This is a genomic window from Streptomyces sp. NPDC003635, assembly GCF_053587635.1.
Map to the genome: position 1 here is coordinate 1 of NZ_JBSFOK010000047.1, position 20,992 is coordinate 20,992.

Annotated in this window: 18 protein-coding genes and 1 pseudogene; 5 read left to right on the forward strand and 14 right to left on the reverse strand. The window is 71.3% G+C overall.

Annotation, left to right across the window (positions count from 1 at the left end; translation table 11 throughout):
* Both ACWDRW_RS32345 and mptB read right to left on the reverse strand, forming a co-directional pair.
* On the reverse strand, nt 1-1,181 hold a 1,181-nt coding region (locus tag ACWDRW_RS32345; RefSeq protein WP_451729457.1), incomplete at its 3' end, for a glycosyltransferase 87 family protein.
* Nucleotides 1,178-2,572, reverse strand: coding sequence for a polyprenol phosphomannose-dependent alpha 1,6 mannosyltransferase MptB (mptB, locus tag ACWDRW_RS32350; protein ID WP_451729624.1), 1,395 nt, complete (start codon nt 2,570-2,572; stop codon nt 1,178-1,180). The genes mptB and ACWDRW_RS32345, both read right to left, overlap by 4 nt.
* 86 nt (nt 2,573-2,658) lie before the next feature.
* On the opposite strand from mptB, the pseudogene ACWDRW_RS32355 reads away from it, so the two are divergent.
* Nucleotides 2,659-3,398: pseudogene (locus ACWDRW_RS32355) on the forward strand (MOSC domain-containing protein).
* Here the strand turns inward: ACWDRW_RS32355 and ACWDRW_RS32360 are convergent.
* Both ACWDRW_RS32360 and ACWDRW_RS32365 read right to left on the reverse strand, forming a co-directional pair.
* Entirely contained in the window at nt 3,395-3,640 is a 246-nt protein-coding gene (locus ACWDRW_RS32360) for a hypothetical protein (protein ID WP_451729459.1), read from the reverse strand. The pseudogene ACWDRW_RS32355 and the gene ACWDRW_RS32360 overlap by 4 nt on opposite strands.
* A 122-nt stretch (nt 3,641-3,762) precedes the next feature.
* Nucleotides 3,763-5,061, reverse strand: a complete 1,299-nt coding sequence (locus ACWDRW_RS32365; protein ID WP_451729462.1) for a tetratricopeptide repeat protein — start codon at nt 5,059-5,061, stop codon at nt 3,763-3,765.
* 309 nt (nt 5,062-5,370) lie between these two features.
* Here ACWDRW_RS32365 and ACWDRW_RS32370 point away from each other — a divergent pair, with 309 nt between their 5' ends.
* From ACWDRW_RS32370 to ACWDRW_RS32385, 4 genes are all read left to right on the forward strand, one after another.
* A complete protein-coding gene (locus tag ACWDRW_RS32370; protein ID WP_451729465.1) occupies nt 5,371-6,471 on the forward strand; it encodes a UDP-glucuronic acid decarboxylase family protein in 1,101 nt (366 codons plus the stop codon).
* Between the two features lie 108 nt (nt 6,472-6,579).
* Nucleotides 6,580-8,469, forward strand: coding sequence for a glycosyltransferase family 2 protein (locus ACWDRW_RS32375; protein WP_451729468.1), 1,890 nt, complete (start codon nt 6,580-6,582; stop codon nt 8,467-8,469).
* A 34-nt stretch (nt 8,470-8,503) separates the two neighbouring features.
* A complete protein-coding gene (gene galE, locus ACWDRW_RS32380; RefSeq protein ID WP_451729471.1) occupies nt 8,504-9,526 on the forward strand; it encodes a UDP-glucose 4-epimerase GalE in 1,023 nt (340 codons plus the stop codon).
* A 54-nt stretch (nt 9,527-9,580) separates the two neighbouring features.
* Nucleotides 9,581-11,014 carry a UDP-glucose dehydrogenase family protein gene (locus ACWDRW_RS32385; protein WP_451729474.1) on the forward strand — a complete coding sequence of 478 codons (1,434 nt, stop codon included), beginning with the start codon at nt 9,581-9,583 and terminating at the stop codon, nt 11,012-11,014.
* Between the two features lie 87 nt (nt 11,015-11,101).
* Here ACWDRW_RS32385 and ACWDRW_RS32390 read toward each other — a convergent pair whose 3' ends face one another.
* From ACWDRW_RS32390 to ACWDRW_RS32435, 10 genes are all read right to left on the reverse strand, one after another.
* On the reverse strand, nt 11,102-12,652 hold the full coding sequence (locus ACWDRW_RS32390) for a right-handed parallel beta-helix repeat-containing protein (protein ID WP_451729477.1): 1,551 nt from the start codon (nt 12,650-12,652) through the stop codon (nt 11,102-11,104).
* Nucleotides 12,653-12,943: 291 nt separating this feature from the next.
* The gene (locus ACWDRW_RS32395) at nt 12,944-13,885 is read right to left on the reverse strand and encodes a glutaminase (RefSeq protein ID WP_451729480.1); all 942 of its coding nucleotides are present in this window, start codon (nt 13,883-13,885) and stop codon (nt 12,944-12,946) included.
* Nucleotides 13,886-13,921: 36 nt separating this feature from the next.
* Nucleotides 13,922-15,340 carry an aspartate ammonia-lyase gene (gene aspA, locus ACWDRW_RS32400; RefSeq protein WP_451729483.1) on the reverse strand — a complete coding sequence of 473 codons (1,419 nt, stop codon included), beginning with the start codon at nt 15,338-15,340 and terminating at the stop codon, nt 13,922-13,924.
* A gap of 112 nt (nt 15,341-15,452) precedes the next feature.
* Nucleotides 15,453-16,469, reverse strand: coding sequence for an asparaginase (locus ACWDRW_RS32405; RefSeq protein ID WP_451729486.1), 1,017 nt, complete (start codon nt 16,467-16,469; stop codon nt 15,453-15,455).
* A gap of 40 nt (nt 16,470-16,509) precedes the next feature.
* Nucleotides 16,510-17,952, reverse strand: coding sequence for an amino acid permease (locus ACWDRW_RS32410; RefSeq protein WP_451729489.1), 1,443 nt, complete (start codon nt 17,950-17,952; stop codon nt 16,510-16,512).
* On the reverse strand, nt 17,949-18,626 hold the full coding sequence (locus ACWDRW_RS32415) for a FadR/GntR family transcriptional regulator (RefSeq protein ID WP_451729627.1): 678 nt from the start codon (nt 18,624-18,626) through the stop codon (nt 17,949-17,951). Before ACWDRW_RS32415 ends, ACWDRW_RS32410 begins: the two co-directional genes overlap by 4 nt.
* A 172-nt stretch (nt 18,627-18,798) precedes the next feature.
* Nucleotides 18,799-19,152: a fluoride efflux transporter CrcB gene (crcB, locus tag ACWDRW_RS32420; protein WP_451729492.1), complete on the reverse strand. Its 354-nt coding sequence runs from the start codon at nt 19,150-19,152 to the stop codon at nt 18,799-18,801.
* Nucleotides 19,149-19,511 (reverse strand): DUF190 domain-containing protein, encoded by a 363-nt coding sequence (locus ACWDRW_RS32425; RefSeq protein WP_451729495.1) that lies wholly within the window; start codon nt 19,509-19,511, stop codon nt 19,149-19,151. Before ACWDRW_RS32425 ends, crcB begins: the two co-directional genes overlap by 4 nt.
* Nucleotides 19,511-19,963: a fluoride efflux transporter FluC gene (locus ACWDRW_RS32430; protein ID WP_451729498.1), complete on the reverse strand. Its 453-nt coding sequence runs from the start codon at nt 19,961-19,963 to the stop codon at nt 19,511-19,513. The genes ACWDRW_RS32425 and ACWDRW_RS32430 overlap by 1 nt, the downstream gene beginning before the upstream one ends.
* A 59-nt stretch (nt 19,964-20,022) precedes the next feature.
* On the reverse strand, nt 20,023-20,991 hold the full coding sequence (locus ACWDRW_RS32435; RefSeq protein WP_451729501.1) for an SMP-30/gluconolactonase/LRE family protein: 969 nt from the start codon (nt 20,989-20,991) through the stop codon (nt 20,023-20,025).
* Nucleotide 20,992 lies beyond the last annotated feature (1 nt).

The window sequence follows — 20,992 nt, forward strand, 5'->3', positions numbered from 1 at the left end:
GACCAGGCGGCGTTCCTGCCGCGGAGTGCCGAGTCCACCCAAGTGCTCGACGAACGCGAGGCGTTCGACCAGTCCGAGACCCTGCCCGCCATCGTCAGCAGCAGGCCGAGCGTGATCCAGACGTAGACGTTGGAGCCGAGGAAGCCGTCGATGCCGGAGGAGTTGTCGAACCACAGCCACACCACGCTCGTGCACAGCACCGCGTACAGGGCGCCCGCGACGCGCGGGTGCCCGGCGCGCAGGAGCACCGCGAAGGCGGGCAGCAGCCACACCAGGTGGTGCACCCAGGTGATCGGACTGATCAGACACGCGGTCAGGCCGGTCAGGGCGAAGGCCGCGATCCACTCCCCCACTGCCACCGCCCGGCTCGTCCGCCACGCCCACACGCACAGCACCAGCAGCACGGCGACCGCCCACAGCGGGCGGCCCGTCTCACCCAGCCGGGCCAGGACCCCTTGCAGGGACTGGTTCGAGACGTACTCCAGGCGGCCGATCCGGGTCGTGTCCCACAGCGCCTCCGTCCAGTAGAACCGGGAGGCACCCGGAGTCACCCAGGCCGCCAGGGCGGTGGCCGCGAGGGCCACGGCCGTCGCGACACCCGCGGCCCGCCAGCGGCGGGAGAGCAGGAGCAGCCCGATGAAGACGGCGGGCGTGAGCTTGATCGCGGCGGCGAGGCCGATCCCGACCCCGGCCCGGCGTTCCCGGCCGGTGGCCAGCAACCACGCGTCCGTCAGCACCAGCGCCAGCAGCAGGATGTTCACCTGACCGAAGCTGAAGGTGTCGCGCAGCGGCTCGAACAGCGCCAGCGCACAGGCCCCCAGGGCGACGCCGAACCAGCCGTAGCGCCGCCAGTCCCGTCCGGCGAGGATGCGCAGCACCACCGCCAGCGCGGCGAGATTGAGCAGCAGGGCGACGGCGATGGCGGCGGGCAAACCCAGCAGGGCCATCGGCAGCATCGCGACGGCGGCGAACGGCGGGTAGGTGAAGCCGTAGGTCGTGCCGGGCACGAGATAGTCGTAGATACGGCCGCCGTGATGGACCCAGGAGTCCACGGTGCCGTGGTAGACGCGCAGGTCGAACCAGTCACGCAGCAGCGGCACGGTCGCGGTGAACGCCGTCACCGCGGCGGCGAGGACGAGCACCAGCAGCAGTCGGCCGCGGTCGGTCGAGGGCGGTCTCATGCGGTACGCCCCCAGGCCGGGGCGAGTTCCGCCTGGTGGGCCTGCCACAGCACGACCACGGCCAGCACCCCGCCGGAGACCGCGAGCACCAACTGCCCCGCGTCCGCCGGGCCGCCGCTGGGCAGCGTGGCCAGCGCCAGTGCGCCCGTCACGGCCGCCACCCGGTGCCGTACCGAGGCGCTGGGCGCCGCGGCGGCGATGAGGAACAGGCCCCACAGGGCGTACCAGGGCCGGACCGCCGGGCCGAAGGCGGCCACGGCGGCGAGGCTGAGACCGAGCGCGTACACCGGGCGCAGCCTGAGCCGTAGCCATATGACGGCGATGGCGACCACGGCGATGACGATCCCGAACGCGTGCCAGGCGGGGACCGCGAGCGGCGCCAGGTCGCTGCCGAGGCCCTCCAGCAGCGCGCGGGTGGCCCGGCCGAGGAGGCTGGTGAGCGCCCAGTTCTGCGGGGAGACCGGGGTGTTGAGGGCGCCGATCCAGCCGTATCCGGTACCGGCGACCGTGGTCGCGGCGACCGTCGTGGCGACGGCCGCGGCCGTGGTCGTCGGGACGGCCCTGGCCGGGCGGTGGCCCGCCCGGACCTGGAGCACGATCACCGCGGCCAGGCCGAGCACGGCGGGCGCCTTGACCAGGGCGGCGAGGGTGACGAGTACGGCGCCCAGGACCGGCCGACGGCCCAGGGCGGCGACCAGGCCGAGGCCGAGCAGGCCGAGCATGACGGCGTCGTTGTGGGCGCCCGCGACCAGGTGCAGCAGCACGAGCGGGTTCAGGGCGCCCAGCCACAGCGCTGCGCCCGGGTCGGCGCCGCTGTGCCGGGCCAGCCGGGGCAGCGCTGCCGCCATCAGGGCGACACCGAGCAGGGCGACCACGCGCATCCCGAGGAGTCCGGCGGGCAGTTCACCGCTGGTGAGCGCGGACAGCGCGGAGGCGAGGGCGAGGAAGACCGGTCCGTACGGCGCTCCGGTGTGCTGCCAGAGCGGGGCGACCTCCTCCGCGAGGGGGCCGCCGAGTCGGGCGGGGCCGTGGGCGTACACGTCCATGTGGGCGTCGACCATGGCGCCCTGCGCGAGGTAGCTGTAGACGTCCCGGCTGAACAGCGGGGGTGCGAGCAGGAGCGGGACCGCCCACACGGCGAGCGTGACCAGCAGGGCGCGCGGTGTCGGCGGCTCGCTGCCGAGCAGCAGGCGGCCCAGGAGCGCCCACGCCGCTATCAGCAGGACGACGCCGAAGTACACGCCGATCAGCCCGAGGGCCGCCTCGGCCGAGGACGGGGCGAGGAGGTCCCGGACCGGGAGCGCTCCTGCGGTTCCGCCGCCTGCCGCGAGGACGGCGGTACCGGCAAGGCCGAGCACCTGGCAGCGGCGGAGATCGACGGGAAAGGCCATGGCCAGCACGCGGTCAGCGTGTCAACCCCGGGTGGCCGGAAATCGACGCGAGAACCTCCGGAGGGAAGCCTGAGTGTGACCGGTGCGTGGCTGGTGCGGGCTGCTACCCCGTGAAGGGATGCGCGGGTACGGGGGCGAGCGACGCACTGCTCACTCCGGCGGGCCTGGCGCACGACCGCGTCTTCATGGTCGTAGGCGAGGACGGCGTCTGCCGCACCCGGCGCCGCCACCCCCGACTGGCCCTGATCCACCCCACGGTGAGCCGCGACGGCAGCAGCCTCACCCTCTCGGCGGCCGGTGCGACGCTGACCATCGACGTCACCACGACAGCACCGCGCCGCGGTGTCGACCTCTTCGGCGAAGCGTTACTCGGCATCGACCAGGGCGAGGAAGCCGCAGCCTGGCTCTCAGACGTCCTCGCCACCCCCAGCCGCCTGGTCCGCGTCCCCCCGGAACACGACCGCATCGCCGACGGCTGGACTCCCGGCCCGTCCGGCTACGCCGACAGCAGCGCCGTACACCTGCTGACCGCGCCCGCCGCATCAGGATCGGCGCGACGGAACTGGCCTACGCCAAACTCGCGGTGCGCTGCGCGGTGACCCTGGTCGACCAGGAGACCGGGACACGGACGGGCAAGGAGCCCCTGCGCACGCTCGCGAGCCACCGGTGCGCGGCGAGCGGAGGCGTCGTGTTCGGCACGAAGTTCTCGGTGGTGCGGTCGGGGAGGCTGTCCGTGGGCGACGAGGTGGTGGTGGACGAGTGGGGCGACGCCGACGGCCCGCGACAGCGGCGGGTCAAGGCCGCCGAGGCGTGGCTCGGGCCCTAGACGTGCCGCATGACCTGGTACATCGTCTCGGAGACCGGCGCGGGGTGGGGGCTGTCGTGCCAGCCGATCTCCTCCGCCCGCCGCACGATCGCCTCCCGCGCGGCCGCGGCGGCGGTCTCGTCCTCGAAGAAGGCTACGGACAGACCGTTGCCGGTGGCCGGGTCGACGAGGTGGTACGCCCCGTGGACCCCCGGGACACCGGCCGCCGCGTCCAGCACCCAGTCCCGGTCGTCGTCCGGCATTGGCTCCCAAACCGCCACTCGCGCGATCATTCGTCCCCCAAAGTCGGGATGGTGGTGGTGTCCGTGCCGTTCGACTGTGGCAGATCCGCCCTCCGCCGCGAGGGGTTTCGGCTGGGTGCCGCTCACATGAAGCGGGAGCTGGGCACCGGCCCCGAGGACGGCAGGCGGGCGCGGTCGCCCTGGAGCCAGGTGTCGCGTACGGCCGCGACGAACTCCGCCAGTCGCTCGTCCGGGTCCGCAGGGGTCTCGCCGTCGCCCTCGTCCGGGGTGGGGTTGGCGGCGACGATGTCCGCGGCGATCTCGGCCTCGGGGCGGTCGTCCGGCGCCGAGCGCTCCACCCCGCCGTCTTCCGACTGGCGCAGCACGCCCTCCCAGGGCGCCGTCGCCGACTGGTGGAGCAGCGTGACGCTGTCGGCGGTGACGGCCGGGGTGTCGGTCCAGCAGCCGGCGTGCTCGTGCAGCACCTGGCCGGGCGTACGGTCGAAGAGCTGACCGATGATTTCGGGGGCCACGTCGTTCAGGTCGTACGCCACGACCACGGTGTCCGTCCGCTCGGGCGCGAAGTCCAGCGCGGGAAGTCCGAGCACCTCGGCCGCGGCCAGGCCGAGAACGCGGCTGCTCCGGTCGGGCAGAAGCGAGACGGACGTCGGCCGTACCGCCGCCGCGTCGAGCACCACCTTCAGGCGCGACAGTCCGCGCAGGCACTGGTCGTAGGTGTCCTGCAGCCACGCGTACCGCCCGCTCATGCCCGCCCCGAAGCCGTACGGGGACAGGGTGCCGAGGACGGTGCCGCCCAGGACGTACTGCCACCCGCGCAGATCGGTGCGGTCCAGCGGACCGACCGCACGCGCCGCCCGCCGCAGCATGCGGTTCTGACGGGCCCGCGCGGGCGCCCACTGCGGGTCCTCCGGGTCGGTCAGCAGGGCGTGCTGACGACGGGCGAGTTCGAGGTCACCGGCCATGAGGGCGTTGTGGACGAGCAGATACCGGTCGGGCCAGTCGGCCAGTTCGCCCTCGTGCGCGGCCAGCACCTCCACGGCCTCGCCGTGCCGCTCCTCGCGCTCGTACGCGGAGACCAGTTCGCGCAGCGCGGCCTTCGACCCCGGCACCAGCCGGAGCGCCTCCCGCAGCGCGGGGATCGCCAGATGGGCGACGCCTCGCTCCACGCACGCGTACCCGAAGTCGTAGAGCTCCTGGGGCCTGTCGGGGCGGGCGGCGACCGCGTCGGCGGCGCTCTTCAGGTCGTCGAATCCGGCGGCCCCGGCGGCCCGGGCGACCACGAGGGCCACTTCCCCGAGCGGCAGATCATCGGTGCCGGACCGCAGTTGCCGCAGCGCGCCGGGTATGTCCCCGGAGTCCAGCGCCTCCCAGGCCTTGAGGAGTGCGGGGGACGAGGGGCGGCGAGGCTTGCGCGAGAACATGCGGCGATCCTCTCCCGGGGCCGAGCACACGATCAACCGCATTTGACGGCCGCTCAGACGCCGCTGCGCGCCCGGTGTTTCGCCGGAATCGGTGAGTGTTCTCGGAATGCGTCGGCCAAATGGCCTACTCCCGGTATTGCATCACCAAAAACACACCATATGTCCATATGCTCGCCCTGCGCCATCGGAGAGAACCGCACTCGCCGAGCTCGTCCGGCGGCCCTTTTCCAGTCTGTCGTCCTCTGTCGTCCATCGTTCGTCGCGAGACAGCCGTACGGCCATTTCGCTATCTCAATCCGGGAGAAACAGATGCGCGTTGCCGTAACCGGTGGCGGTGGTTTCCTTGGGTCGCACCTGTGCGAAGCGCTCTTGCGGCGCGGAGACTCGGTGGTGTGCCTCGACAATTTCTCGACGGGTGATCCCGAGAACATCACACATCTGCTGTCCGACCCCCACTTCGAGTTCCACCACGCCGACGTCAGCGTCTCCGTGGAGATCCACGGCCGCGTCGACGCCGTCGCCCACCTGGCGTCCCCCGCCTCCCCGCCGGACTATCTGCGCCAGCCGCTGGAGACCCTCGCGGTCGGCAGCCGAGGCACCGAGAACGCCCTGCGCCTGGCCCGGCGCCACAACTGCCGCTTCATCCTCGCGTCGACCAGCGAGATCTACGGCGATCCGCTGGTCCACCCGCAACAGGAGGACTACTGGGGCAACGTCAACTCCATCGGGCCCCGCAGCGTGTACGACGAGGCGAAGCGCTACGCGGAAGCGGTGTCCGCCGCCTACCGCCGCACCCACGGCGTCAACGTGGGCATCGCCCGGATCTTCAACACCTACGGCCCGCGGATGCGACCGCACGACGGCCGGGTGGTGTCCAGTTTCATCACCCAGGCACTGACCGGCGAACCGCTCACCATCTACGGTGACGGCACGCAGACCCGCAGCTTCTGCTACGTCGACGACCTCGTCCGCGGTCTCGTCGCGCTCCTCGACTCGGCGGAGCTGGGACCCTTCAACCTCGGCAACCCGGTCGAGCGCACGGTCGCCGAACTCGCCCAGATCGTGCGGGAGATGACGGGATCCTCCTCCCCGGTGAAATACCACCCGCTGCCCGTCGACGACCCCGTCCGCCGCCGTCCGGTGATCACCCGGGCCCAGGAGACACTCGGCTGGCAGCCGGAGGTCGACATCACCGAGGGCCTGCGCCGGACCGTCGCCTACTTCAGCGCCCGCCCCGACCGGCTCGGCGCGTCGGCCGCCGCGATCCGCGGCGGCCAGGACGAGACGGTCCCGCTGACCACCGCGGTGATCCCCGTGGGCGCGGCCCAGACGATCCCCGGCCCGGCGACCGCCGCCGCCGGCCTGCCGTCCGGCGCCGTGTCCGTGCCGCCCTCCCTTTCCGACAACTGACGCACACCGGGCCGCGCGGGTGCACCCGACCCGACGCGGCCCGTCGCCTCCCTCCCCGTCCCCCACACGCAACGGCCCGCTGTCGCGCCGCCCGGAGAAGTCGCTGTCATGACGTCGTTGGAGCAGGGTCCCGTCCAGGGGACCCGTACCGTCCCGAGCCCCCCGCATCCCGCACCCGCTCCCGGCACCCCCGCCGAATGGGCCGAGCTGGGCGAACAGATCCGCTACCTGTCCGGCGGCGCCGTGGCGTCCATCGGCCCGGACGGCCCGGTCCTCGCGCGGCCGACGCGCGGTCTCGGAGTCCGCCCCTCGAGCTACCTGCGGGCGTTCTCGCGCCTCGACCGCCTGCTCGTCGTGTTCCTGTCCCTCGGCTGGAGCGCCTGCTTCGTCTGGTTCTGGATCTGGTGGCTCCAGCCCTCCCACCGCATCGGCTGGCCGGGCCTCGTCATCAACAGCGCGCTGCTGCTGTACCTGACCTACCTGCCGATGCACTTCCTCGTGGCGATGCTCCGCATCCGGCGGGTCAGTCCGGCCGTCGAGGTGCCGGCCCTGCGCACCGCGTTCGTGGTCACCCGCGCTCCGTCGGAGGGCTGGGACATCGCCCGCACCACGCTGGAGGCGATGCTCGACCAGAACTTCCCGTACGCCTACGACGTCTGGCTGTGCGACGAGGACCCCTCCGAGGACATCCTCCAGTGGTGCCGGGCCCACGGTGTACAGGTCTCCTGCCGCCGCGGCCGCGCCGACTACCACCGCGCCCAGTGGCCGCGTCGCACCCGGTGCAAGGAGGGCAACCTCGCCTTCTTCTACGACCACTGGGGCTACGCCCACTACGACGTGGTCGCCCAGCTCGACTGCGATCACGTTCCCGGCCCCGGGTACCTCACCGAGGTCGTCCGTCCCTTCGCCGATCCGGGCATCGGCTACGTCGCGGCTCCCAGCATCTGCGACTCCAACGCCGACGAGTCCTGGGCCGCCCGCGGCCGGCTGCACCGCGAGGCGATGTTCCACGGCCCGGTGCAACTGGGCCACTCCGCCGGGCTCGCCCCGGTCTGCATCGGCTCGCACTACGCCGTACGCACACAGGCGCTGCGGGACATCGGTGGCCTCGGCCCGGAACTGGCGGAGGACTTCTCCACCACGTTCCTGCTCAACTCGGCCGGCTGGCAGGGCGCCTTCGCGATCGACGCCGAGGCCCACGGCGAGGGTCCGCTCACCTTCGGCGCGATGATCACGCAGGAGTTCCAGTGGTCCCGCAGTCTCGCCGTCATGCTGCTCGGGATGCTGCCGCGCCACCTCGGGCGGATGTCGTTCAAGCTGCGGGTGCGCTTCTGCGCCGCGCTGATGTACTACCCGCTGCTGGCCGTGGCGACCATCATGGGCATCCTCCTGCCGCCGATCGCCGCCGTCACGGGTGCTCCCTGGATCGACGTCAACTACGTCGAGTTCCTGGGGCACTTCTGGAGCATGTCCGTCTGGCTGATCCTGCTGACCCTGCTGTGCCGCCGGCGCGGACTGCTGCGTCCCAAGGACGCACCGATCTTCAGCTGGGAGATCTGGCTCTTCGGGCTCTCCCGCTGGCCCTACGTCGCCTGGGGTGTGCTGGCCGCCCTCATGCAGAAGTTGCGCCCCCGCCAGATCACCTTCAAGGTCACCCCGAAGAAGCGGGACGGACTGGAGCCGCTGCCGTTGCGCACGGTCGCTCCGTACCTGCTGATCACGCTCTTCCTGTCGGGCTCCGCTCTCGTCGGCCAGTTCACCGGCCCGGCCGTCGGCTACGTCTTCCTGTGTCTCCTCGGTGCCGCCTCCTACGCCGCCACGACGCTCGCCATCGGCGCTCTGCACGTGAGGGAGACCAAGCGGGCGACGGGCGCCTCCTTCTTCCGTGCGGTGGGCACAGCCGCCCTCCCCCTCTGCGCCGGCCTGGTGTCCCTGCTTCCCCTGGCGCTGGCGTCCTTCGTCTTCCCCACCTATCTCACCGGCTTCTTCGCCTGGTGACGGCCTCTCGGCCGATCAAGAAATGAGGTTCCACGTGTCCCAGACGGTCCTGGTCACCGGGGGCGCCGGGTTCATCGGCAGTCACACCTGCGTCGAACTCCTCCGCTCCGGCCACGAGGTGGTCGTCCTCGACGACCACTCCAACAGCTCGCCCGTAGCCCTCGAACGCGTCGAGAAGATCGCGGGCCGCCCGCTCGCCTCGGTCCACGTCGCGGACGTACGGGACCGGCGGTCCCTGGACGCCGTCTTCTCCCGCCACCGGATCGACGCGGTGATCCACTTCGCCGCGAAGAAGGCCGTCGGCGAGTCGGTCCGGATCCCCCTCACGTACTACGACATCAACGTGGGCGGCACCACGGCACTGGTGTCGGCGATGCACGACCACGGCGTGCACCGGCTGGTGTTCTCGTCGTCCTGCTCGATCTACGGCGACGCGACGACCGTCCCGCTGACCGAGGAGTCCCCGGCCGCGCCCACCAACCCCTACGCCACCACCAAGTGGACCTGCGAGCAGATCCTCGCGGACCAGTGCCGGCACGTGCCCGAACTGCGCGTGCTGGCGCTGCGGTACTTCAACCCGGCGGGCGCACACCCCACCGGCCTGCTCGGCGAGGACCCGCGCGGTGTGCCCAACAACATCATGCCGTTCCTCACCCAGATCGCCGTGGGACGCCGTGAGGAGCTCAGCGTCTTCGGCGACGACTACCCGACGCCGGACGGCACCGGGGTCCGCGACTACCTGCATGTCGTCGACGTCGCCGAAGGACACCGGGTCGCCCTGGACCACATCGACGACGAGCCCGGCATGCGGGTCTTCAACCTCGGCACCGGGTACGGCGCGTCCGTCCTCGACCTCGTGCGCGTCTTCGAGGAGGTCTCCGGAAAGCCGATCCCCTACCGCGTCACCGAGCGCCGCCCCGGCGACGTGGCGGAACTCGTCGCCGATCCGGCGAAGGTCACCGCGAAGTGGGGGTGGACCGCACAGCGAGACCTGGCCGCGATGTGCCGCGACGCCTGGAACTTCCAGCAGCACAACCCGTACGGCTACGGCCCCTGACACGTCCCGTACGCCTTCTCACCCACATCTCTGCTCCAGACAGGAGAACTACGCATGCGGTTGACCGTCATCGGTACGGGATACCTGGGAGCTGTGCACGCCGCGTGCATGGCCGACATCGGGCACGACGTCCTCGGAGTGGACGTCGACGCCGAGAAGATCAAGGCTCTCGCCGAGGGCCGGGCCCCCTTCTACGAACCGGGCTTCGACGAGGTACTGACCCGGGCGCTGGCCTCGGGTCGCCTGCGCTTCACCACCAGCCTGCGCGAGGCAGCGGCGCACGGCGAGGTCCACTTCCTGTGCGTAGGCACTCCGCAGCGGGCCGACGGCCGGGCGGCGGACCTTCGCCATGTGGACGCCGTCGTCGACGGGCTGGCGCCGCACCTGACCACGCGGTGTCTGGTGGTCGGCAAGTCCACGGTCCCGGTGGGCACGACCTCACGCCTGGCCGACCGCATCGCGGGACTGATCCCGCCGGGGGTGCGGGCGGAGGTGGCCTGGAACCCCGAGTTCCTGCGGGAGGGTTTCGCGGTCGAGGACACGCTGCGTCCGGACCGTCTCGTGGTCGGAGTGACCAGCCCGGGCGCGGACGCCATGCTGCGCGATGTGTACGCGCCGATGCTGGAAGCGGGCGTGCCGTACATCAGCACCGACCCGAACACCGCCGAACTCGTCAAGGTCGCGGCCAACTCCTTCCTGGCCACGAAGATCTCCTTCATCAACGCGATGGCGGAAGTCTGCGACGCCGCGGGCGCGGACGTCGTCACCCTCGCCGACGCCCTCGGCCACGACCCCCGGATCGGTCGGCGTTTCCTCAGGGCGGGCCTGGGCTTCGGCGGGGGCTGCCTACCCAAGGACATCCGGGCGTTCACCGCCCGCGCCCAGGAGCTGGGCGTCGGCCCGGCGGTCTCGTTCCTCCTCCAGGTGGACGAGATCAACGAACGGCAGCGGGCCCGGACCGTCGGGCTCGCCCGTGAGATGGTCGGCGGCGACCTCGAGGGACGCAGGGTCGCCGTCTTGGGCGCCACCTTCAAGCCGAACAGCGACGACGTACGCGATTCCCCGGCACTGGCCGTCGCGGCGGCGCTGCACCGTGAGGGTGCCGAGGTCCGCGTGCACGACCCGGTGGGCGCCGCCAACGCTCGGCTCGCCCACCCTCAACTGCACTGCGGCTCCGAGCTGGAGGAGACCTGCCAGGGCGCCGACATCGTGCTGCACCTGACCGAGTGGGACCACTACGGCGCGCTGGACCCGGCCGAGCTGGCCCGAGTAGTGGGCCGGCCGCTCCTCATCGACGCGCGCAACGCCCTCCCGCACGACGAGTGGCGGACCGCCGGCTGGACGGTGCGGGCGCTGGGCCGGCCCACCCCGGCGGACCGCCTGCCGTGCGCCCCCGTCGCGGAGCCGCTGCGGACCACGATCGCGGCGCAGACCGCACCGGCGGCCCGCGCCGCGGCGGCCCCGGCGCTGCCGGCGGGCAGACCCTAGCCCCGCCCCGGAAAACTCCTCTGCCCTGCTCGCACGATCTTCGACCGTGAGAGCAGGGCAGAGTCGTGCGGAGTCCGCGCGCTCCGCTCAGGGAGCGGTGCCGGGCTGCGCGGCGCCGGCCGTCAACGACTTCGGGAGGGCCTTGCCGAAGTAGTCGGCGCCACCGAGCTCGGGGCCCAGTGTCTGCGGACCCACGGCCGCCGGCGCCTCGACCTCGCAGCGGGGCACCAGGTTCCCGGCGCGCACCCGATCGGTGACCGGGACCGCGAGACCGGTCAGGCACGGGTCGTCACTGGTGCCGACCGGCTCCCCGGCGAGGAACTCCTGCTGGGAGGAGTCGCGCCAGTCCTCCAGCGAGGCGAAGCTCTGCGGACCCCACTCCAGCGACCAGGGGCCCGTGCTGTAGTAGTTGTTGCCCTGGAGCAGGATCGTGCCCGGCTCGTACGCCGACTCCGTCACCACGACAGGGCCGCCGTCGGTGGCGAGGATGTTGTTCCGGACGCGCACGCCCCGCATGCCGTCGCGCAGCCGCAGCGCCGGAGGCCGGCTCCCGGCCGCCTCCGCGGAGGCCAGGCCCGTCGAGCGCATCACCACCGTGTTGTGGTAGATCTCCAGGTCCTTCATCCGGGTGCCGTAGGCGACGATGCCGCCGTACTCGGGCAGCTTCCGGGCGTCGTCCCAGCTCATGTTGAAGCGGACGACGTTGTCCCGGTGGGCGCCGGTCGACTGCCCGGAGTAGACGAGGAACCCGGGCCCGTCGTTGCCGTAGGCGAGGTTGTACTGCATGACGGAGGAGGACACGTTGTTGTCGAGGCCGAAGCCACCGCCGTCGACTCTCGACCCGGTGCGGTTGCGGTACGACCTGTTGTTCTCCAGCACCACTTCGGTGGAGTCGTACACCCACATGCCCTCGGGGCCCTCTTCGGCGTCGGCGGCCGACCGCGATCCGTTGTGGTGGGCCACCGAGTGCCTCACCCGGGCGTTCTCGACGCTGCCGAGCGTGATGCCGCTGCCCGTGTTGCGGTCGTCGCTCTTGGGGTTCCCGGAGTTGGCGTACGCCTTGACCCGCTCGATGCGCAGCCCTTCGTGTGCGTAGGCGGGGCGGTCGGCATCGAACTCAGGGCCGTAGAAGGCGAGTCCGCTCTCGAGGTTGTGGTGCACCGACACATCGGAGATCCGTACGTCGTCGAAGCCCGCGACGGCTCCCTCCTCAGCTCCGAAGCTGATGCCGTTCTGGAATCCCCTGGCCTCGACGTTCGAGATCGTGACGTGGCTGAGCCTGCGACTGCCCGGAAGCGTGGTGCGGACGTCGATCCCGACGCCCTCGCGCCGCGCCTTGCGGTCTCCCACGAGGGAGAGGTTCCTGATCTCCACGCCGGCGGTGTCGTGCACGGTGATGGCGGACCTCCCGCGCGGCAGGACGGTCGCGCGGCCGGTGCCGTACGCTTCGATGACGACCGCGTTCCTGGCGTTGCCCGCCTCGTCCTCGCCCAGTGTGATACTGCCGCGGAACCGCTCGCCTCCCTTCAGCCGCAGCCGGTCACCGGGCCGGTAGCGCACGCTGTTGGCGTGGTCCAGGGTCCGCCATGGTTTCTCCGGGGACATGCCGTCGTTGTCGTCGTCGCCGTCGGGACTCACGTAGAAGGTGTATGGACCGCCCGAGGCCGGGCGCGCGGGCCGGTAGACCCCCGGCATCTCACACCCCGTCAGCAGCAGAAGCACCACCGCCGAGATTCCTGCGGCAGTACTCGTCACCCGGCTCCGCTTCACCGCGTTCAAGCGCACCCCTTAAGGACGTACTCGTGCCAATTTGAGCAGATTTAGTGACAGAGTCTCAGAAAAGGGGCACATCTCTGACAGAGGCGCGGCAGAGCCGTCACCCGTACACCGCCCGCGCACCGGATCGCTGGAACCGCGTCGGCGGCCGTCTCAGAACACCGACAGGCCCGTGAGCGTCGTGAAGCGGTCCAGGGCCGCCACCCCTGCCACCGAGTTGCCGCGTTCGTCCAGGCCGGGGCTCCAGACGCAGAGTGTGCAGCGGCCGGGGACCACCGCGATGATGCCGCCGCCCACGCCGCTCTTGCCGGGCAGGCCCACGCGGTAGGCGAAGTCGCCCGCCGCGTCGTAGGTGCCGCAGGTCAGCATGACCGCGTTGACCTGCTTGGCCTGGCTGCGGGTGAGCAGGCGGGAGCCGTCGGCCCGGACTCCGTGGCGGGCCAGGAAACCGGTGGCCAGAGCCAGGTCGGCACAGGAGGCGCGGATCGAGCACTGCCGGAAGTACTGGTCCAGCAGGGCCGGCACGTCGTTGTCGATGTTGCCGTACGACGCCATGAAGTGGGCGAGGGCGGCGTTACGGTCGCCGTGCGCGGACTCGGAGGCGGCGACATCCTGGTCGAAGTCGAGGCCCCGGTTGCCGCTCTCCGCCCGCAGGAACGCGAGGAGTTCGCCCGCCGCGTCCTCGGTACGGGTCTGGAGGCGGTCGGTGACGACGAGGGCGCCGGCGTTGATGAACGGGTTGCGCGGGATGCCGTTCTCGTACTCCAGCTGCACCAGCGAGTTGAAGGGGTTGCCGGAGGGTTCGCGGCCCACGTGCTCCCACAGTTCGTCGCCCTCGCGGGCCAGGTCCAGAGCGAGGGTGAAGACCTTGGTGATGGACTGGGTGGAGAAGGGCTCGCGCCACTCACCCACCCCGTACACCGTCCCGTCCAGCTCGGCGACGGCCATGCCGAAGCTGCGCGGGTCGCAGGCCGCGAGCGCCGGGATGTAGTCGGCGGCCCGGCCCCGGCCCGGGGTGCGCCCGATCTCGTCGGCGATGCGTTCCAGGACCGGCAGGAAGGTCTGGGACGACGGTGGAACACTCATGATCACCATTGTGCCTCCGGGCCGGTCCTGGCGCGCCTCAGCAGGTCAGGGCAGGTCGGACGAGCGGCCACGGCCCGCGAGGATCTCCGGGCGCAGCAGGTCGGCGAGCCTCTCGGCGGGCAACAAGCCCTTCTCCAGGACGAGTTCGGCGACCCCTCGGCCGGAGGCGAGAGCCTCCTTGGCGATGTCCGTGGCGGCCGTGTACCCGATGTGCGGGTTGAGTGCGGTGACCAAACCGATGGAGTTCTCCACCGTCCGGCGCAGCTCCTCGGTGTTGGCGGTGATCCCGTCCACGCAGCGCTCGGCGAGGGTGAGGCAGGCGGTGCGCAGATGCGTGACGGACTCCGACAAGGAGTGCAGGATGATCGGCTCGAAGGCGTTCAGCTGGAGCTGGCCGGCCTCCGCCGCCATGGTGATGGTGACGTCGTTGCCGATCACCTCGAAGGCGACCTGGTTGACGACCTCCGGGATCACCGGGTTGACCTTGCCCGGCATGATCGACGAACCGGCCTGCACCGGCGGCAGGTTGATCTCACCGAGTCCGGCACGCGGCCCGGAGGACAGCAGCCGCAGGTCGTTGCAGCTCTTCGAGAGCTTGACCGCGATCCGCTTCAGCACGCCCGACATCTGCACGAACGCGCCGCAGTCCTGGGTCGCCTCGACCAGGTTGGCGGCGGTCACCAGCGGCAGCCCGGTGATCGAAGCGAGGTGGCGACGGGCCGCCTCGGCGTATCCGGCGGGGGCGTTGAGTCCCGTACCGATGGCGGTGGCTCCCAGGTTGATCTCATGGATCAACTGGACCGCCTCGTCCAGACGGTGCCGGTCCTCGTCGATCATGACGGCGTAGGCCGAGAACTCCTGCCCCAGCGTCATGGGAACCGCGTCCTGCAACTGCGTCCGGCCCATCTTGAGCACATCGCGGAACTCGACGGCCTTGCGGGCGAAGGAGTCCTGCAAGACCCCCATCGCCTTGAGCAGCCCGCGGACCGCGAACACCGTCGCGATCTTCACGGCGGTGGGGTAGACGTCATTGGTCGACTGGCCGAGGTTCACGTCCTCATTGGGGTGCAGATAGCGGTACTGCCCCTTCTCGTGCCCCAGCAGCTCCAACGCCCGGTTCGCCACGACCTCGTTGGCGTTCATGTTGGTCGAGGTGCCGGCCCCGCCCTGAACGACGTCGACGACGAACTGGTCGTGCAGCTTGCCGCCACGGATCTCCCGGCAGGCGGCGACAATCGCGGCGGCCTTCCTCGCCTCCAGCAGCCCCAGCTCCTCATTGGCGAGAGCGGCGGCCTCCTTCACCGCGGCGAGCGCGTCGATGAGGTGCGGGTAGGCGGAAATGGCCGTACCGGTAATGGGGAAGTTCTCGGTGGCGCGCAGGGTGTGAACACCCCAGTAGGCGTCGGCGGGAACAGCACGGTCGCCGAGCAGATCGTGTTCGCTACGGGTGACGGCGGCAGTCATGAGAGAGCTCTACTTTCTGGAAAGGTGAAGGGAGGCATACCTGGGGGCGCGAAAGACCGCGCGACCGGCCACAACGGGCCCGCAGTCGCCGAACAGCGGATCCGGCGAACCCTCAGGCGCAGCCCGGAACAGCGACGGGCTCCAGCGAACGAACAGGCCGTACGCATCCGACCGCCCGACCGCCCCCGAGAACCGCCTCTCCCCGGAACTCGGTGAGCAGGGACGGATCGACCCCGGCCCATGCGAGCGCCGCCGCCCCGACGGGGACCCGTGCCCGACCGGCCCCGTCGGCGATCTTCACGGCAACAGCTCGCCCGTCGGGCAGCGCGGCGACCTGCACACCCTCGAACCCGTCCTTGGCCAACAGCCCCGGCACGGCCCGCATCAGCGCGGCCACGTCCCGCCCGGATCCGGAGGCCATCTCGGCGTGCTCCCGCATCGCGTCGGCGACCCGCGCCTCGGGGGTCCCCGGCGCCGCGGTGGTGATACGAGCCGCCGCGCGCGCCAGCCCGTGCAGCGAGACGGAGAACAACGGCGCGCCGCAGCCATCGACGGTCACCCGCGCGATCCGCTGCCCCGTGAGGTCCTCGACGATCTCGGCGATCGCCTGCTGCAGCGGATGGCCGGGGTCGAGATACCCCTCCAGCGGCCACCCGTTCAACCGGCAGGTGTAGAGCATCGCCGCGTGCTTGCCGGAGCAGTTCTGGGCCAGCCGCGACGGCAGCCGCCCCTCCCGCACCCACGCGTCCCGTACGACCGGGTCGAACGGCATGTCGGGCACGTTGCGCAGGTCGCCCTCGCGGACGCCGGCGAGCTCCAGGATCCGCCGGGTGCCCTCCAGGTGCCGCTCCTCGCCGGAGTGGCTGGCGGCGGCGAGCGAGAGCAGCTCACCGTCGAGCGGCAGCCCGGCGCGGACCATGGCGACGGCCTGGACGGGCTTCAGCGCCGACCGCGGATAGAACGCGGCCTCGATGTCGCCGAGCTGGAAGCGGACCTCGCCCTCGGTTCCGAGGACGACGACCGAACCGTAGTGGATCCCTTCCACGACCCCGCCGCGGACGAGGTGGGCGACGGGGGCGTGGAGGGGTTCACGGACGAGGGGTGCGGCCGCGAGGGAACTGCTGTGCATCACTGCCTGATTCTCGGGTGGGTGGTGGCCGGGGGGCGGATCACGCGTCGGCCTTGGGAACGTCGGTGCGCGCGCCACGGCTGCGGATGCCGTACCAGCCGGCGACGAGCGCGGCGGCGATCAGGGGCAGGCACAGCACGGTGGTGCGGCCGGCACCTCCGTCGGCGTACATGAGGACCAGGACGGAGGCGAGGAAGGCCAGCGTCACGAGTTCGGTCCAGGGGGAGCCGGGCAGCCGGTAGCCGGGGCGGTCGAGCTCGCCCTTCTGCGTCTTCTGCCAGAAGAGCAGGTGACAGATCATGATCATGCCCCAGGTCGCGAGGATGCCGATCGCCGCGAAGTTGAGGACGATCTCGAACGCGTCGGCGGGGACGACGAAGTTGAGGCCGACGCCGAGGACACAGATACCGCTGGTGAGCAGGATGCCGCCGTACGGAACCTGGCTGCGGCTCATCACGCCGGTGAACTTCGGGGCGGAGCCGGACATCGCCATGGAGCGCAGGATGCGGCCGGTGGAGTACAGGCCGGAGTTGAGCGAGGACATGGCCGCGGTGAGGACGACGAGGTTCATCACGCCGCCGGCCGCCGGGACGCCGATGTTGGAGAGCACGGTGACGAAGGGGCTCTCGCCCGCCTTGTAGGACGACCAGGGCAGCAGCATCGACAGCAGGACGACGGAGCCGACGTAGAACAGACCGACGCGCCACATGATCGAGTTGATCGCCTTCGGCATGATCTTCTCGGGGTTCTCGGTCTCGCCCGCGGCGACGCCGACGAGTTCGACGGAGGCGTAGGCGAAGACGACGCCCTGGATGATCAGCAGCATGGGCAGCAGGCCGCTGGGGAAGAGACCGCCGTTGTCGGTGATGAGCGAGGGGCCGGGGGTGTGGCCGTCGACCGGCTGCTGGGTGACCAGCAGGAAGATGCCGATGCACATGAAGACGACGAGCGCGCCGACCTTGACGATGGCGAACCAGAACTCCAGTTCGCCGAAGATCTTCACCGAGATCAGGTTCACGGTGAGGACGACGGCCAGGGCGATGAGCGCGATCACCCACTGCGGGATGTCGGAGAACATGCCCCAGTAGTGGGTGTACGTCGCCACCGCGGTGATGTCGGCGATGCCGGTGGTGGCCCAGTTGAGGAAGTACATCCAGCCCGCGGTGTAGGCGCCCTTCTCGCCCATGAACTCACGGGCGTAGGACACGAAGGCGCCGGAGGACGGGCGGTACAGCACGAGTTCGCCGAGGGCTCGCACGACGAGGAAGGCGAAGACGCCGCAGACGGCGTAGGCGATGAAGAGGGACGGCCCCGCGTCGGCGAGGCGGCCGCCGGCTCCGAGGAAGAGGCCGGTGCCGATGGCGCCGCCGATGGCGATCATGTTGACGTGCCGGGACTTGAGGGACTTGCTGTAGCCCGCGTCTCCGGCGTCGACATGGCCGGAACGTTTCTGCACGCCTTCGTGCAGGGACTGCTCGCTCAACGCTCGCCTCCGCCTTCCGTGGTGGTGCTCGTGCGCGGCGGGCGCACGATGTCGGTGAGAGTGTTCTCGACGCGGTCGAGGTGATGGGACATGGCCTCCACCGCGTCGTGCTCGGAACCGTCGATCAGCGCCTCGACGATGGCCCGGTGCTCGCGGTTGGACTGCTCACGGCGACCGCCCAGTTCGTTGAGGAAGGCCGACTGACGCGCCAGTGCGTCCCGGATCTCCTCGATGACCCGGCGGAAGACCGGGTTCTGGGCGGCCTCGGCCACGGCGAGATGGAACAGCGTGTCCATCGCGACCCACGCCGTGGTGTCCGTCTCGCGTTCCATACGGTCGAGCAGATGGGCCATGTGGTCGAGGTTCTCCGGGGTGCGGCGCACCGCCGCGTATCCGGCGACCGGGATCTCGACGTGCCGGCGCACCTCCAGCAGGTCGCTGGCCGCGTAGTCGCCGAAGGTGGGGTCCTCGACGGTGTTGGCGACCACGAAGGTGCCCTTGCCGGTCTTGGAGACGGTCAGGCCCATGGTCTGCAGGGCCCGCAGGGCCTCGCGCAGCACCGGGCGGCTGATCTCCAGAGTGCGGCACAGCTCCGCCTCGGAGGGGAGCTTGTCGCCCACGGCGTACTCACCGCGTTCGATGGCGGCGCGCAGGTGGGCGAGCACGGCCTCCATGGCGCTGACGCGCCGCGGAGGCTGTCCGGCTGTCCGGCTGTCTGACAGGTTCACGGGAGTGATACTCCGGGGGGCGGGAGGCCGGTGTCAAGACGGTTGAAAGGAAAGTTTCAGAGCTGGGCAATGATGAAAGCCGATTCACCGCCAGTCGGACCTGTGCGCCGCCCTCACCTCACAACGCCCCGGCGAGCCAGACCCCCGCGAAAGCGGCGCCCAGGCCCGCCGTCGCGCTCAAAGCGACATTGGCGACGGCGTACAGCCCCGCCCCGGTCTCGGCCAGCCGCAGGGTCTCGTAGGAGAACGTCGAGTACGTCGTCAGCGCTCCGCACAGACCGGTGCCGAGCAGCAGTCGGAGGTCGGCACTCGCGGTTCCGGTGAGCAGGCCGAGGACCAGGCAGCCGGTGATGTTCACGGCGAAGGTGCCCCAGGGGAAGACCGAGTCGTGCCGGGACTGCACCGCGCGGTCCGTGAGATAGCGCAGCGGGGCGCCGACCATGGCGCCCGCGACCACCAGCAGCCAGTTCACGACGAGTTCTCACCTTCCGCGCCGCCTCGGCCGACGTATCTGATGACCTCGCACGCGTCGAGGACCACCAGCCCCTCGGTGACGAGTGCGTCGAGCTGCGGGAGGAAGGCCCGTACTCGTTCCTCGGTGTCGACGATCACGATCGCCACCGGCAGGTCCTCGCTCAGGGACAGCAGACGGGAGGTGTGGATCAGGGAGGATGCGCCGAAGCCCTCGACCCCGCGGAAGACGCTGGCACCGGCCAGCCCCGCCGCGTGGGCGCGGTGCACGATCTCGCTGTAGAGGGGCTTGCGGTGCCAGGTGTCGTGCTCGCCGACGAAGACCGTCAGGCGCAGCGCGCGGCCGGTCAGTCGCGTCATCACTGCCTCCACTTCAGGGCGCGGCGGGTGGCCGCGGCCGCGAGCCATACCGCCGTGAGGGCGGCGAGGAGGGTCGCGGCGAGGTAGGCCAGGCCGGTGCCGGGGTGGCCGGAGCCGATCAGTGCCCGGATGTCGACGGCGTACGTCGAGAAGGTCGTGAAGCCGCCGAGGACGCCGGTGCCGAAGAAGGGGCGGACCAGGCGGTGGGCGGCCCACACGTCGGTGATGACGACCATGAACACGCCGATCACGGCGCAGCCGACGACGTTGGTCCAGAAGGTCGCCCAGGGGAACCCGCCCGGCTGGAGGGGCCACCACAGGGCCAGCCCGTAGCGGGCGGTGGCGCCGAGGGCTCCCCCGAGCGCGACCACGGCGAGGACGGGCGCCTGGCCGCGCAGAACGGGCGCTCTCGGGGTGCGGACACGGGGCGGTTCGGTGTCCGAGGCTGTCATGGTCGTACGTCTCCTGCCGGGACGGCCTGATCACGGCCGGTCAACAGGGTAACGCCGGGTCACTTCGGAGCGGGCGGCTCGCACAGGGCCACACCGCGCTCCCACAGACTGCCCAGGACCAGGTGGCCGGCCGCCTCGCAGACGCTGGTGACCATGCGGAACGGGGAGCGCTGGTGGGCAAGGTGGTGGACGGTGGCGCCGGAGTCGTCGAACGCCAGGGCGCCGATCGTGCCGGTCGGGCGGAAGGGGGCGTGGACCGCGACGCGGGCGGCGGCGCGGCGGACGGCGGGGGTGGCGCGGTGCAGCAGGTCCAGGGGTGGGACGCGGGGGCCGGCCAGGGCGACCCAGAAGGGGGCGTCGGGGGCGCCGCGCCACAGGTTGTCGGGCATGCCGGGGAGGTTCTCGGCGAAGGGTTCCGACCGTCCCGCCTTCGGTCCGGTGAGCCAGTAGCGAGTGAGGCGGTACGCGCCGGTCTCGGCGACGACCAGGAAGGACTCGTCGGCGCTCGGGGCGAGACCGTTGGCGAAGTGCAGTCCCTCCAGGAGGACTTCGGGAGTGTCCTCGCCGGGCGCCAGACGCAACAGGCGCCCTGTGCCGGCGTGTTCGGCGATGTCCCCGATCCACTGCTCCAAGGGGTAGCGGCGGCTGGACATGGTGAAGCAGACGCTGCCGTCGGCGAGGGCCACGGCATTGCTGCAGAACCGCAGCCGCTCCCCCGCCACCGAGTCGGCGAGGACGCGGACGGTGCCGTCCGCGAGGTCGACGCGCAGCAGGCCCCGTTCGGCGTCGCAGACCAACAGGGCGTCGTCGGGAAGGAGTTCCAGGCCCAGCGGACGGCCGCCGGTGCGGGCGAGGGTCTCGACACGGGCGTCGTCGGGATCCGTCAGGCCGTCCAGACGCAGGATTCGGCCGTCCGCGACGCCGGTGAGCACCCGGCCGCGGGCGTCCGCGACCACGTCCTCGGGGCCGCGGCCGCCGATCGCCACGCACCGGTACGGGACGAGCGGTTGGGGGCGGTTCGTCTGCATC

Excerpts from the sequence above, each read along its gene's own strand:
- mptB (WP_451729624.1), bottom strand. The coding sequence starts at position 2,572 with ATGGCCTTTCCCGTCGATCTCCGCCGCTGCCAGGTGCTCGGCCTTGCC.
- ACWDRW_RS32360 (WP_451729459.1), bottom strand. The coding sequence starts at position 3,640 with ATGCCGGACGACGACCGGGACTGGGTGCTGGACGCGGCGGCCGGTGTC.
- ACWDRW_RS32365 (WP_451729462.1), bottom strand. The coding sequence starts at position 5,061 with ATGTTCTCGCGCAAGCCTCGCCGCCCCTCGTCCCCCGCACTCCTCAAG.
- ACWDRW_RS32370 (WP_451729465.1), top strand. The coding sequence starts at position 5,371 with ATGCGCGTTGCCGTAACCGGTGGCGGTGGTTTCCTTGGGTCGCACCTG.
- ACWDRW_RS32375 (WP_451729468.1), top strand. The coding sequence starts at position 6,580 with ATGACGTCGTTGGAGCAGGGTCCCGTCCAGGGGACCCGTACCGTCCCG.
- ACWDRW_RS32385 (WP_451729474.1), top strand. The coding sequence starts at position 9,581 with ATGCGGTTGACCGTCATCGGTACGGGATACCTGGGAGCTGTGCACGCC.
- ACWDRW_RS32395 (WP_451729480.1), bottom strand. The coding sequence starts at position 13,885 with ATGGTGATCATGAGTGTTCCACCGTCGTCCCAGACCTTCCTGCCGGTC.
- aspA (WP_451729483.1), bottom strand. The coding sequence starts at position 15,340 with ATGACTGCCGCCGTCACCCGTAGCGAACACGATCTGCTCGGCGACCGT.
- ACWDRW_RS32405 (WP_451729486.1), bottom strand. The coding sequence starts at position 16,469 with ATGCACAGCAGTTCCCTCGCGGCCGCACCCCTCGTCCGTGAACCCCTC.
- ACWDRW_RS32415 (WP_451729627.1), bottom strand. The coding sequence starts at position 18,626 with ATGGAGGCCGTGCTCGCCCACCTGCGCGCCGCCATCGAACGCGGTGAG.
- ACWDRW_RS32425 (WP_451729495.1), bottom strand. The coding sequence starts at position 19,511 with ATGACGCGACTGACCGGCCGCGCGCTGCGCCTGACGGTCTTCGTCGGC.
- ACWDRW_RS32430 (WP_451729498.1), bottom strand. The coding sequence starts at position 19,963 with ATGACAGCCTCGGACACCGAACCGCCCCGTGTCCGCACCCCGAGAGCG.
- ACWDRW_RS32435 (WP_451729501.1), bottom strand. The coding sequence starts at position 20,991 with ATGCAGACGAACCGCCCCCAACCGCTCGTCCCGTACCGGTGCGTGGCG.